Raw genomic sequence first — 12,925 nt, 5'->3', positions numbered from 1 at the left:
AACATAACTTTACAAATTTGGATACTTTTTATTACATATTAAGCTGTTTTTTCGCCAATCGAACAGTAGTGGCATGAAAAAAAAGTAAAAAAAATCCGGGCTCTAAGAACCCGGATTAGGTCTATATCCGCAGATTATTTTGCGGCTGTTGCTGGCGCAGCAGACGCTGCCGGTTGAGAGTCAACCTGTGGTTGCGCTTTTTCTTTATGAGCTAAATCCAATGCAATATGCACGGTTTCATCCAGATATGGGTCCGGCTCCTGATAGTCTTTTGGCAAATCTTCCAATGACTTCAGTAGCTTCTTACCTTCACGTTTAAAGCGCTCATTTAAGCGATTCAGACGTGTGGCATCATCATCATGGTTCTCTTTTTCACGCTGAGCGTAATTAAGAGAGACAATGTTCTTCTTATCTTTCAGAGCTTTATAACGCTCAATATCTTGCTGAATATGCTGGAATTCCGGATCAGCGGCGATACGGGCGGCATGTGTTTTGAGTAACTCAGGCTCCAGCGGTTTCAAATCGCCCACTTTGGTATAACTGGCAGCATTGATACTGTCCCAAGGTAAGGCATTATCTTCGAAACTTTCACCGGTTTCTGCCGGATCAACACCGGTCGGCATCACAATATCTGGGGTAACCCCTTTACGCTGAGTACTGCCACCATCTACCCGATAGAATTTCTGGATAGTGTATTGCAATGAACCCAATGCCGGCCATTCAGGACGCAACATCTGATCGTAGATACGATTCAGTGAACGGTACTGCTGCACCGTACCTTTACCGAAGGTTGGCTCACCGACAATTAAAGCCCGGCCATAATCTTGCATTGCCGCAGCGAAAATCTCGGATGCAGAGGCGCTGTAGCGGTCAACTAAGACCACCAGCGGGCCTTTGTAATACACCACACCGTCAGTATCACTGTCTTCGCGCACTTTACCGTTGTTATCTCGCACCTGAACCACTGGGCCACTTGGGATAAACAAACCAGACAAGGAGACGGCTTCGGTCAGCGCCCCACCACCATTGCTACGTAAATCAATGATAATGCTGCTAACATTCTGTTTTTCCAGTTTCTGTAATTGCGCCTTAACATCTTCGGTCAGGCCAACATAGAACCCCGGAATATCCAGTACGCCAACACGTTCTTTGCCGATGGTTTTCACCGACATTTTCACCGCGCGGTCTTCCAGACGAATACGCTCCCGCGTCAAGGTCACGGTGCGAGGTTTCGTCCCTTTACCGGCTGGTAAAATTTCCAAGCGCACTTTACTGCCCTTTGGCCCTTTAATCAGCGCGACCACATCGTCAAGACGCCAGCCGATAACATCCACCATCGGTTTGCCCGTTTGACCAACACCGATCACCCGATCACCCACCGCGATAGTTTTACTTTTCGCGGCCGGGCCACCTGGAACCATGGAGTTGATTAATGTGTAATCATCATCCATTTGCAGAACGGCACCGATACCTTCCAGAGACAAGCTCATTTCGGTATTGAACTGTTCGGTATTACGTGGGGACAGGTAATTGGTATGAGGGTCAATTTCGTGGGCAAACGCATTCATAATCAGTTGGAAGACGTCTTCGCTATTACTTTGCGTCAAACGTTTGATGGCTGCCTGATAGCGCTTCGTCAGCGTCTCTTTGATCTCTTTGTCCGTTTTACCGGTTAGTTTCAAATTGAGCTGATCGTATTTAACTTTTGCGTCCCAAAGCTTGTTCAGCTCGGCTTCGCTAGTCGGCCAAGGCGCTTTGCTGCGATCAATATCAATGGTGTCATTACCGGTAAAATCCATGGGACGGTTCAACACGGACAGTGCATATTGATAGCGCTCAAAACGGCGTTTTTGCGCCAAATTGAATAACGCATACGGCGTATCTAATTGACCTGACTTTAACTCATCGTCCAGCGAATGTTTTTTATCCGCGAACTTGGCCACATCTGATGCCAACAACACATTGTGGTTGTAATCCAACATGTTGAGGTAGCGATCAAATATTTTGGCGGAAAACTGATCGTCCAATGCAAATTGGCGATAGTGAGAGCGAGTGAAGCGCGATGTTACGCGCTCACTCACGGTTGCATGCTCTGGTTCCTGGTGTAATTGAGGAAGTTGGTCGATGCGATACGTTGTGGTATCAGCAGCGTAACTTGCCCCCGCCAGTAACAAGCCTGCGATTGCTGTTAGTCTGACAAATTTGTTCATGCCTAGGTTGGCCTCCGTATCAGAACTGCAAGTGTTCTGCGCGCACAATCATCGCCAGACCGGAAGATAGCTGCACCCGTACGCCATCTTTAGCGATTTCTAATACGGTTGCGTCCATCGCGCTCTTGCCTGCTCTGACTTTGATTTCTTGACCAATTTGCAGTTTAGAGATATCTGTGACCGGCACAGGGCGTGGCTGGTTTTCCTCGGCCTGTGGACGAGGTGGCCGAGCTTGTTTTTGATTAGCCTGTTGCGGGCGAGGTGACTGACGAGGCTTGCGGTTTTCCACCGGAGCACCCGCTTCACGACGCGGCGCAGGTTTTTTACCTGCCGGACGTGGGCGACGTGGCTCTGGGGTTTCACCCGCAGCAATGGCAGCTTCGCGCTTTTTAGCTTGTTGTTCAGCACGTTGTGCTTGAACACGGGCTTTCGCCTCTTCCAGCTGTTTGCGGGCATGTTCGACATGTTGCTCTTCCAGCACACCACAAGGGTTGCCGTCCAAATCAACACGTTCAGCACCGACTTTGACCCCATAAAGATAACGCCAGCTTGAGGTGTAGAGACGCAGCGCAGAACGCAATTGCGTTTTGCTTAAATTCTCTTCCCCCTGAACACGTTCGACCAGATCTTGAAAAATACCGATCTTCAGTGGACGTGCTTCGCCCTCGGCGGTGAAACAAAGCGGGAACCGCTCAGCCAAAAAGGCTATGACTTCTTTACTACTGTTCAACTTAGGTTGATTTTCCATGAAATTTCCTGATTACAACGGGTTTGCCAACCAGCGCAGGCATGAACAGGCGTCATTATAATGACGCCATCAGCAATTGCCACGTTATCCGTATATCAACTTGCAGCCTGTGTGACATATTTTGCACTGTCACAAAGCTCCAGATGCTCGCAAAGCCCCGCCACAACTGAGATTAAGCCTAATTCATCGTCTTTATCGAAGCGATCATAAACAATGCTGTCGATATCCAAAACGCCGATAACTTTTCCCTGAATTGTGATTGGTAGCACAATTTCTGCATTGCTGGCGGCATCACAAGCGATATGACCGGGGAATGCATGCACATCACCGACCCGCTGAACGCGATTTTCTGCCACCGCAGTTCCACACACCCCCTTCCCGACAGGAATGCGCACACAGGCGATTTTTCCCTGGAAAGGACCTAACACCAATTGATTGCCATCGAGCAAATAAAAACCCGCCCAATTCAAACCATCAAGGCGCTCATAAATTAAAGCGCTGGCATTGGCTAATGTGGCGATGAAATTGGTTTCACCGGCAATCAGGGCACTCAAGTCACGTTTTAATTCCGCGTAGAATTCTGCTTTTTTCATGTAATGACCGTTAGAAACCTAAGGATAGCCAGAGGCTATTGTTGCGCGTAGCTTATATAAAATAATCATTAATTGCGTGTTGCGACAAGGTTATTCGGCGCTTACCCTGCAAAAGAGTTGCCGACATCGTAGGTTTGACCCTTTTTGCCCCTTGTTTTGAGTGATTGCTCTGCTACCATCCGCACTATTATTTACTGTTTACTGTTTACTATTTACAGACCGATGTCGGTGTCAGGGTGCTTAATAGATGAAAATACATGCCATTCAGCGCCCATTGTCCACGGCCCGATTTCAGCGGTGCTGTCAATGTGATGCGCTGTTTACCTTGCCGCCACTCAATGGCAGGCAAACCGCCTATTGCCCGCGTTGCAGCGCAAAAATTGCCAGTGGGCGAGATTGGTCACTGACTCGTCTGACCGCCATTGCTGTCGCCATGCTGATGCTGATGCCCTTTGCGTTTACCGAACCGCTGATTACTATCCGCCTGCTCGGCACCCGAATTGATGCCAGTTTGCTGGAAGGGATCTGGCAAATGAGTCGTCAGGGCCACCCTATCACCGCCAGTATGGTGGCGTTTTGCATTCTGGGTGCGCCGATTACCCTGACCGTTTCAATACTCTATCTACGAATTGGCAGTCGAATTGGCATGAACCTGCGGCCAATCTTATTGATGCTGGAGCGATTGAAAGAGTGGGTGATGCTGGATATCTATCTTATCGGCATGGCGGTGGCCTGTATTAAAGTCAAAGAATACGCCGATGTCATGGCCGGCCCCGGATTAATAGCTTATCTAACCTTAACATTACTGAGTATTCTGGCGCTGGTACATCTGAATCTGGAACAATTGTGGGAGCGTTTTTACCCGCAAGAGCAGCCCCCCGGCCCCAGAGAAACGCTGCGCGTCTGTTTATCCTGTCATTATACCGGGCACCCAGATGCCCTTGGCCGCTGCCCGCGTTGTCACATCCCATTACGCCATCGCCGCCGTCACAGCATCCAAAAAACCTGGGCGGCGTTAATTGCTTCTATCGTGTTGCTGCTGCCCGCCAATTTATTACCGATATCAATTGTTTATGCCAACGGCACGCGCATGGAGGATACTATTTTCTCCGGTGTGGTTTCGCTCGCTTCATCTGGTAATCTGCCGATAGCCGCCGTGGTGTTTATCGCCAGTGTGCTGGTGCCCTTTACCAAAATCATTGTCTTAATAACATTACTGATGAGTATTCATCTAAAGACACAGCACAGCTTGAAAACCCGGATGCGGTTGCTGCGCCTGATTACCTGGATTGGCCGCTGGTCAATGCTGGATCTCTTTGTTATTGCACTAATGATGTCGCTGATTAATCGCGATCAGCTCCTTTCCTTTACTATGGGGCCAGCAGCCTTCTATTTTGGGTCTGCGGTCATTTTGACTATCCTTGCTGTTGAGTGGCTCGATAGCCGATTGATTTGGGATGCACATGCAACAGGAAACGCCGAGTACACCGACTGAGGCACAGATTAAACATAAACGCCGGATATCACCTTTCTGGTTACTGCCTTTTATTGCCCTGCTGATTGCGGGGTGGCTGGTTTATAACAACTGGCAAGAACGTGGCACCGAAGTCACTATCGATTTCCAGTCTGCGGCCGGGATTGTGGCGGGGCGTACCCCGATCCGCTACCAAGGTGTCGAAGTCGGAATGGTGCAATCCATCAGTCTGGATGATGACCTGCGTAATATTAAAGTTACTGCCAGTATCAAAAGTGACATGGAAGACTCGCTGCGTGAAGGCACTCAATTCTGGCTGGTGACGCCAAAAGCATCATTGGCCGGGGTTTCGGGGCTGGATGCCTTGGTCGGTGGTAACTATATCGGCATGATGCCCGGTGAAGGCAAACCGCAAAGTCACTTCACCGCGCTGGATACCCAACCTAAATTCCGCCTCAATACCGGTGAGTTAATGGTGCATCTCCATGCGCCAGATCTGGGTTCGCTGAATAATGGCTCACTGGTGTATTACCGTAAAATTCCGGTGGGGAAAGTTTACGATTACAATATTGCGCCTGATAATAACGGTGTCGTCATTGATGTGCTGATTGACCGGCGCTTTGCCAAACTGGTCAAAAATGACACTCGCTTCTGGAATGTATCTGGTTTTAAAGGCGATTTCAGTCTCAATGGCGCGTCCGTGCAGATGGAGAGTCTGGCCGCGTTGGTCAATGGTGCCATTGCTTTTGACTCCCCGCCCAATAGCCAGCCCGCCAAGCCTGATCAGCCTTTCCAGCTCTATTCTGATTTGGCACACAGTCAGCGCGGTGTCGCCATTACACTGGATTTACCCAGCGGCAGCAGCTTGAGTGAAGGGCGTACCCCGCTGATCTATCAGGGGTTACAAGTTGGTACGCTGACAAAAATGACACTCCAGCCAGAGGGTAAAGTCACCGGCGAGCTGACCATTGACCCGTCCGTAGTCAATTTAATGCGTACCGGTACACGCATTGAAATGAACAGCCCACGTATCAGCCTGAGTGATACCAAACTGAGTGAGCTGCTAACCGGTAATACACTGGAACTCATTCCCGGCGAGGGTGAGCCGCAACAGCGCTTTACCGTGTTGCCCAGCAGTAAGAGCTTGTTACAGCAACCCAATGTGCTTGAATTGCAACTCACCGCACCGGAAAGCTACGGCATTGATGTGGGCCAGCCTATCTCCCTACATGGCATTAAAATTGGTCAGGTATTAACGCGCGAACTGTCAGCCAATGGCGTCAGTTTTACCGCAGCAATTGAAGCGAAATACCGTCATTTAGTGCATAAAGACAGCAAATTCGTGGTCAACAGCCGCCTTGATGTGAAACTTGGCATCGATGGCATTGATATACAAGGTGCCAGTGCACAGGAGTGGATTGATGGCGGTATTGTGATTCTGCCGGGCAGCAAAGGTGAACCACTCGGTAAGTATCCGCTGTACAGCAGCATAGATAAAGCAACCGACGGCATTTTAGGCAATAGCCCGGCAACCACCCTCACCTTAACCGCCACCAGCCTGCCTGATGTGCAGACCGGTTCAGTGGTGTTGTATCGCAAATTCCAGGTGGGTGAAATTACTCAGATCAGGCCGAAAGCCAATGAATTCGAAGTGGATGTTTATATTCAACCGGAATACCGTAAGCTGCTCACTGATAAGAGTATCTTCTGGGCCGAAGGCGGAGCGAAAGTGCAATTGAACGGTAGCGGTTTGACTGTGCAAGCCTCCCCGCTGAATCGCGCATTAAAAGGCGCAATCAGCTTTGATAATCTTGAGGGCGTGACGCTGGATAAAGGCGCAAAACGCACCCTCTATGCCAACGAAACTGCGGCGCGCGCGGTGGGGAGCCAGATTATCTTGCGCACCTTTGATGCCAGTAAACTTGCCGCCGGCATGCCCATTCGTTATCTGGGTATCAATATCGGTCAGGTTGAATCGCTGAAACTCGCCCCAGAGCGCAATGAAGTGCTCGCCAAAGCCGTGCTTTACCCCGAATATGTGCAGAGTTTTGCTCGCGCCGGCACCCGTTTCTCGATTGTTTCACCGGAAATCTCTGCCGCCGGGGTGAATAACCTGGATACCCTGTTCCAGCCCTACATTAATGTCGAGCCAGGTAAAGGTGGTACCTTGCGCACTTTTGAGCTGCAAACCGCCACCATTACGGATTCGCGCTATCTTGATGGCCTGAGCATTATCCTCGATACCGCTGAGGCTGGGTCATTACAGGTGGGTACACCGGTTCTGTTCCGTGGGCTGGAAGTGGGCACGGTGACCGGATTTAATCTGGGGGCGATGTCTGATCGGGTACAGGTTTCCCTGCGCATCAGTCAGAAATATCAGCAATTAGTACGACAAAACAGCGTCTTCTGGCTGGCATCAGGCTATAACCTTGAATTTGGCCTGACCGGTGGAGTGGTGAAAAGTGGCACCTTCCAGCAGTTTATTCGCGGTGGCATTGCTTTCGCCACACCACCAACGACACCATTGGCACCGAAAGCCAGTGTGAATCAACACTTCCTACTTAACCCGCAAGAGCCTAAAGAGTGGCGCAACTGGGGAACGGCGATACCGCACTTCTAGTGCGGCGGCCTATCAGGGCGGTAAGGTTATGCCGCCCTGATGGTCATCACCACACACATCCAACACACATTGGCGCAACCAACGATGCGCCGGATCAGCCTCCATGCGCGGGTGCCAGAGCATCGAAACCATGATAACCGGTGAGGTTATCGGCAGAGAAAAGCTGAACATCCCGCTGCGTAGATTCTGGGTATGACGTTCGGGAACGGTGGCAACCAAGTCCGATCCTTTCGCTAATGCCAACGCGGTCGAGATGCCATCAACATAAGTCACTGCGTTTCGCTCCAAACCAACTAATTGCACAGCATCATCAACTGGCCCTTTATGGCCCTGACGCCGTGAAATCATAATATGCCCCTGGCTGGCATAGCGTTCGGGTGATATCTCCCCTTGGCACAATGAATGCCCCGCCCTGACAACACCAATAAAGCGATCGCGAAATAACCCGCGCGTGCGCAATTCAGGGCTGGCCGCAGACCCCACCACACCGGTTTCCAGATCGACAATGCCATCACGCAGTAATGTACTGTCTTTGTTCATTTTTTGCATAAAACGCAGCCGCACCCCCGCAGCATCTTGGTTAACTCGCGCTAACAGCGCCGCACCAAAATTTTCGACAAAACCGTCACTGGTACGCAATGTGAAAATACGCGCCAACTGCGCAAGATTTAGTTTCTCCGCCGGGCGCAGCACCGATGTTGCACCCTCGACTAACTGGCTGACCTGCTCACGCAGTTCAAGCGCCCTTGGCGTCGGAACCAATGCGCGCCCGGCCCTAACCAATAAAGGATCACCGGTGGTTTGGCGTAATCTTGCCAGTGCACGACTCATTGCCGATGGACTTAGCCCTAATCGCTGGGCGGCACGCACCACACTGCCTTCCGCCAGCAGAACATTGAGCGTGATGAGTAAATTGAGATCAGGTTTTGTCATGCAGTGACTCTAGCACAACCGGTGATGACATGGCGTTGAATGCAGTAATAAACTGCATTTCGTGCGTCTTCCGCCCTGTCATGTAATGGAATAGCCTCCTCAATACGTCTTATTTGGAGCGCCCCACACATGAAAGCCAATACCCACCACATCAACTCATTCAATGTCGAAAACACCAATCTGAGAAAAACAATACTCAGCCTCTCCCTGCCGATGCTGCTTTCATCATTAGCCACCAGCATTGCCAATGTAGGATTACCCACATTGACGCAGGCTTTAAATGCCTCATTCCAACAAGCGCAATGGGTGGTGCTGGCCTATTTACTGGCGATCACCACATCCGCCATCAGTATTGGGCGCATGGGCGATATCATTGACAAGCGCCTGTTGCTAAAAGCTGGGGTTGGATTATTCAGCGTCGCCTCTGTGGGTTGCGCACTCGCCCCCAACATGGAGGTATTAATAGCCGCACGCATCCTGCAAGGATTAGGTGCCGCCGCCATGATGACACTGACATTGGCATTGGTAGGTGAAACGGTTAGCCCAGAAAAAACCGGGCGAGTCATGGGGATGCTCGGCACTGTCTCAGCCATCGGTACCGCACTTGGCCCCTCTCTCGGTGGCATACTCATTGCCGGGTTCGGTTGGCCTGCCATGTTCTTAATTAATATCCCTTTTGGGCTACTGGCCCTGCTCCTGATATCGCGTTACTTGCCCTGTAATCGGACTACATTCTCTCAGCTGCAATCTGGTTTTGACCCCATTGGGATGCTGCTGTTGGGCCTGACTCTGGCGCTGTATGCGCTGTCGATGACATGGGGTCATGGCAGATTTGATACGCGTAATTTAGCGTTATTAGCAGCAGCAGCCATCGGTGTCGGGCTATTTAGCAAGGTAGAAAAAAGGGCGAAATTCCCCTTAATTCAAACTGCCATGATGCGCCATTCAGTGTTGCGCAGCAGTTTAATCATGAGCACGTTGGTCACTACCATCATGATGACCACATTGATTGTCGGGCCGTTTTATCTTTCACGGGTGCTGGGCCTGCCAGCGCAATGGGTTGGCTTAGCAATGTCTGCTGGCCCGATAGTCGCGGCGCTGAGCGGTATTCCGGCGGGCTATGGGGTGGATAAATTAGGCGCTCAAATAATGGTGACCAGCGGATTGGTCGGCGTCACTTTTGGAGCCACGATATTGGCGATAATCCCCACAGCTTGGGGTGTAGCTGGCTATGTCGTCCCGGTTTGCCTGATTACGGCAGGTTATGCCATTTTTCAGACCGCCAACAATACCCAAATGATTAAATCTGTTCGCGCCGATCAACGGGGTGTCGTTTCCGGCATGCTCAACCTGTCACGTAACCTTGGGCTGATCACCGGTGCCTCGGTTATGGGGGCTATTTTTGCCTTCGCGTCAGCCTCTCAAGATATTCAACTGGCAGCAGCGATGGATATTAGCCAGGGAATGCAATTGACTTACGGCGTCGCCGCTCTATTAGCCACGATCGCGTTGGGAATCTCTGTAATCCATTTAAGAAATAAATCTAATTAATAAATATTTCCCACTCGATGAGCATGGCGAGTTTGTGATGTTGCTGAAAGGATTCAAATTAAGAATTAAAACCACAAAACATAAATTTATCTTGAATGTAGGGATTAAACGATCCCTGCCATTTTTCAACCAAAAAATACAATAAATGATAAATATGAGATGGATGAGTAATTTTTCGATCAAAATCGAACACTTTCTGCATCTTGCTGCTATTAATTAATTATCTAGATTATTTAATGATTAGTGTCAAAAACATCAGTTGCGCTACGTTATTGGCGCAACTCAACTCTAGATTACCTGGCTGCAAATTTTATGATTAAGGAAGCAATAATGAAGAAACCCTTACTTATTCTAGGTGCAATGGTTTTATTACAATCAGCTTCGCCAGTAGAAAGTGCAGGTGCAGTAACCGGGACACTAGGCGCGACATTAACCATTATTACGGGATGTTATATCAACGACGGGACTACCCCCGGTGGGATAACCAATTTAGGCACCATAAGCTTCGGTACCGTCTCTACCTTAAATACCCGAATCAGACAGGCGTACAGCAGCACAGCCAATGGCGCACTGAATTTATACTGTAGTGCGGGCACTGCCTACAATATCGGAATAGACAATGGCGCACATGCTTCAACGACCCAGCGCCGTTTATCCGGCGGGTCTGAGTTTGTGAACTATAACTTGTTTAAAGACAGCAACTATAGTCAGGCGTGGGGAACAACGGGATCGGATCTGCTTACAGGCACGGCAGCGGCGATCGGCACTGCTATTCCTCTCACGATTTATAGCGAAGTTCCTGCACAGGCAACCCCAGGAGTCAATACCTATACCGACACGGTAAACGTGACCGTCAATTGGTAGTGGGCATGATATTGGAGAGAGAAGCGGATAATTCGCCGATAAACGACGAGAAAACCCTACTGTTATGGGTAATCGTCGGTCTGCTGTTACTGCAAACTTATCCAGTTTATGCCGTATCTAAAACCGCGAATATTACGGTCAACGCCACATTATTATCCACCTGCATTGCGGGTACGACTGTCAGTGGTACCACCAGCTTTGGCACCTTGAATTTTGGCACCGCGACTGTGCTGAGTACCCCAATCGCAGTGACCGGTCAGGCGAACGCTGGGGCAATTTCCGTGCAATGCAGCAAAAACACCAGCTTTACCGTGTTGCTCAGTGCCGGGCAAAGCGGAAGTGTCAGCAGCCGCTATTTAGTCGGAGGGCCGACAAATCAGCATGTCAATTACAACCTGTATACCGACTCCGCGCATAGCCATATTTGGGACAATATCGTCGGCATTTCTCAAGTTGCCAGTGGGCAGCCCGTTATCCTCCCCGTTTATGGTTTGATCCCAATACAAAGCACACCGGCGGCTGGTATTTATACCGACACGATTCAAGTCACGGTTAATTGGTAGGGGAAGCAAAATGGCGCATCACAGTTTCTATCCCACCGTCATTGCATTGCTGGTCTTTAGTCTGTTGGCTTTGCCCACGACAAACAGTTATGGGGAAACGCTAAATCGCGCCTTTACCGTTAACGCAACCATATTACCTGGCTGTATTTTAGGTAGTGGCAATAGCGATAGCAGCAGCTTTGGCGCGCTGAATTTTGGCAATGTCTCTTCGCTGTCAACGGCCATCAATATCGTCTCCAGTCAAAATGCCGGTTCAATCATTATTCAATGCAGTGGTACGCCAAGCATCACTCTGGCGTTGAGTAGTGGTGCAAATACCGCTGGGAATATTGCCACTGGCAGGCGATTACTCAACAGCGCGACCGGCGAATATCTGTTTTATCAAATATTTCAAGATAGCGCTCGCAGTGTTATTTGGGGCAATGGCAGTAACGGCGGCACAGTACAGGTCATTACGGCAAATAGCACGCTACAACAGATCGTTTTATATGCGCAATTGTTTGCCAGTAGCACATTTCCCACTGCGGGAAATTACAGCGACACGCTACTCGTGACCGTCACTTATTAAATTACTTTTTATTTAGTGTGGGTATTTTACCGACAAGGAGTTCACCATGATTAAATTAACATCGCTTACATCGTTGGTTTTATTTGCAACCGCATTTGCCAGCAGCCCACTTTATGCCGCCTCCTCGGTGCTTATTTGGCCCATCGACCCGGTGATAAACAGTCATGAGAAAGCCACTGCACTGTGGCTGGAAAATAAAGACAGCCAGCCCGTTTATATGCAAATTCGGGTTTTAGGGTGGCAGCAACAATCCGGACAGGAAGATTACAGCAATCAATCTGCGATCATCGCCAGCCCGCCAGTTGCCACTATCTTACCGGGCAAACGTCAGTTGATCCGGCTGATTAAAAATACGCAAGTGCCCGCGGGTCAGGAACAAGCATTCAGAGTGTTGATTGATGAGATCCCGCGTAAAGATCCCAACGAAGATGCCGCCACTCCCTCTTTAAATATGGGGCTGAAGTTTCAGATGCGTTATTCCGTCCCATTATTCATCTATGGTGATGGCCTGAAATCTGAAGATGCCAATAACCCGGCAACCTTTTTCCCTCTGAGCCTCAGCTACAAACTGGTGCAGGATAACGGTAAAACTTGGTTGGCTATTCGGAATCAAGGGCAAACCCATGCCCGAATATCTCGCGTCAACTTACAGAATACCAGCCTCAATAGTGGGTTAATGGGTTATGTTCTGCCGGGCAATGAAATGCGCTTTCAAGTTCCGGCGTCTGCCAACACCGGGCAATTAACCGCTTTGGTCAATAGTCGTCCAAAACCTATCGTCATCCCCCATCAATAGACGAT

General features: G+C 49.7%; 11 protein-coding genes. 7 read left to right on the top strand and 4 right to left on the bottom strand.

Annotation, left to right across the window (positions count from 1 at the left end; genetic code table 11):
• Positions 1 to 134 precede the first annotated feature (134 nt).
• The 3 genes from prc to HU019_RS05545 form a co-directional block, all read right to left on the bottom strand.
• A complete protein-coding gene (gene prc, locus HU019_RS05555) occupies positions 135 to 2,210 on the bottom strand; it encodes a carboxy terminal-processing peptidase (protein ID WP_174847558.1) in 2,076 nt (691 codons plus the stop codon).
• 19 nt (positions 2,211 to 2,229) lie between these two features.
• A complete protein-coding gene (gene proQ, locus HU019_RS05550; RefSeq protein WP_050077545.1) occupies positions 2,230 to 2,958 on the bottom strand; it encodes an RNA chaperone ProQ in 729 nt (242 codons plus the stop codon).
• Positions 2,959 to 3,053: 95 nt separating this feature from the next.
• The gene (locus tag HU019_RS05545) at positions 3,054 to 3,551 is read right to left on the bottom strand and encodes a GAF domain-containing protein (RefSeq protein WP_174847557.1); all 498 of its coding nucleotides are present in this window, start codon (positions 3,549 to 3,551) and stop codon (positions 3,054 to 3,056) included.
• Between the two features lie 247 nt (positions 3,552 to 3,798).
• Between HU019_RS05545 and yebS the strand changes: the two genes are divergently transcribed.
• Together yebS and HU019_RS05535 are read left to right on the top strand one after the other, a co-directional pair.
• Positions 3,799 to 5,046 carry a membrane integrity lipid transport subunit YebS gene (gene yebS / locus HU019_RS05540; RefSeq protein WP_174847556.1) on the top strand — a complete coding sequence of 416 codons (1,248 nt, stop codon included), beginning with the start codon at positions 3,799 to 3,801 and terminating at the stop codon, positions 5,044 to 5,046.
• Complete coding sequence (locus tag HU019_RS05535) at positions 5,015 to 7,645, top strand: PqiB family protein (protein ID WP_174847555.1); 2,631 nt, start codon at positions 5,015 to 5,017, stop codon at positions 7,643 to 7,645. The genes yebS and HU019_RS05535 overlap by 32 nt, the downstream gene beginning before the upstream one ends.
• 12 nt (positions 7,646 to 7,657) lie before the next feature.
• Here HU019_RS05535 and HU019_RS05530 read toward each other — a convergent pair whose 3' ends face one another.
• Positions 7,658 to 8,578: a LysR family transcriptional regulator gene (locus tag HU019_RS05530; RefSeq protein ID WP_174847554.1), complete on the bottom strand. Its 921-nt coding sequence runs from the start codon at positions 8,576 to 8,578 to the stop codon at positions 7,658 to 7,660.
• Positions 8,579 to 8,707: 129 nt separating this feature from the next.
• Between HU019_RS05530 and HU019_RS05525 the strand changes: the two genes are divergently transcribed.
• The 5 genes from HU019_RS05525 to HU019_RS05505 all read left to right on the top strand — a co-directional run bounded on the left by HU019_RS05525 (position 8,708) and on the right by HU019_RS05505 (position 12,920).
• Positions 8,708 to 10,129, top strand: coding sequence for an MFS transporter (locus tag HU019_RS05525; RefSeq protein WP_174847553.1), 1,422 nt, complete (start codon positions 8,708 to 8,710; stop codon positions 10,127 to 10,129).
• A gap of 312 nt (positions 10,130 to 10,441) precedes the next feature.
• Positions 10,442 to 10,993, top strand: a complete 552-nt coding sequence (locus HU019_RS05520) for a Csu type fimbrial protein (RefSeq protein ID WP_455570230.1) — start codon at positions 10,442 to 10,444, stop codon at positions 10,991 to 10,993.
• 5 nt (positions 10,994 to 10,998) lie between these two features.
• The gene (locus HU019_RS05515; RefSeq protein ID WP_174847551.1) at positions 10,999 to 11,556 is read left to right on the top strand and encodes a Csu type fimbrial protein; all 558 of its coding nucleotides are present in this window, start codon (positions 10,999 to 11,001) and stop codon (positions 11,554 to 11,556) included.
• Between the two features lie 10 nt (positions 11,557 to 11,566).
• On the top strand, positions 11,567 to 12,124 hold the full coding sequence (locus HU019_RS05510) for a Csu type fimbrial protein (RefSeq protein WP_174847550.1): 558 nt from the start codon (positions 11,567 to 11,569) through the stop codon (positions 12,122 to 12,124).
• A gap of 46 nt (positions 12,125 to 12,170) precedes the next feature.
• A complete protein-coding gene (locus tag HU019_RS05505; protein WP_174847549.1) occupies positions 12,171 to 12,920 on the top strand; it encodes a fimbrial biogenesis chaperone in 750 nt (249 codons plus the stop codon).
• The last annotated feature ends 5 nt before the right edge of the window (positions 12,921 to 12,925 follow it).

This window comes from Yersinia artesiana (assembly GCF_902726545.1).
GTDB classification, from domain to species: Bacteria; Pseudomonadota; Gammaproteobacteria; order Enterobacterales; family Enterobacteriaceae; genus Yersinia; species Yersinia artesiana.
Note: the sequence above shows the minus strand (reverse complement) of the source record. Positions and strands in the feature narration are given on the sequence as shown.

Coding starts and splice junctions, on each gene's coding strand:
- HU019_RS05545 (WP_174847557.1), bottom strand. CDS start 3,551: ATGAAAAAAGCAGAATTCTACGCGGAATTAAAACGTGACTTGAGTGCC.
- HU019_RS05530 (WP_174847554.1), bottom strand. CDS start 8,578: ATGACAAAACCTGATCTCAATTTACTCATCACGCTCAATGTTCTGCTG.
- HU019_RS05510 (WP_174847550.1), top strand. CDS start 11,567: ATGGCGCATCACAGTTTCTATCCCACCGTCATTGCATTGCTGGTCTTT.
- proQ (WP_050077545.1), bottom strand. CDS start 2,958: ATGGAAAATCAACCTAAGTTGAACAGTAGTAAAGAAGTCATAGCCTTT.
- prc (WP_174847558.1), bottom strand. CDS start 2,210: ATGAACAAATTTGTCAGACTAACAGCAATCGCAGGCTTGTTACTGGCG.
- HU019_RS05520 (WP_455570230.1), top strand. CDS start 10,442: ATGATTAAGGAAGCAATAATGAAGAAACCCTTACTTATTCTAGGTGCA.
- HU019_RS05515 (WP_174847551.1), top strand. CDS start 10,999: ATGATATTGGAGAGAGAAGCGGATAATTCGCCGATAAACGACGAGAAA.
- HU019_RS05535 (WP_174847555.1), top strand. CDS start 5,015: ATGCAACAGGAAACGCCGAGTACACCGACTGAGGCACAGATTAAACAT.
- HU019_RS05505 (WP_174847549.1), top strand. CDS start 12,171: ATGATTAAATTAACATCGCTTACATCGTTGGTTTTATTTGCAACCGCA.
- yebS (WP_174847556.1), top strand. CDS start 3,799: ATGAAAATACATGCCATTCAGCGCCCATTGTCCACGGCCCGATTTCAG.
- HU019_RS05525 (WP_174847553.1), top strand. CDS start 8,708: ATGAAAGCCAATACCCACCACATCAACTCATTCAATGTCGAAAACACC.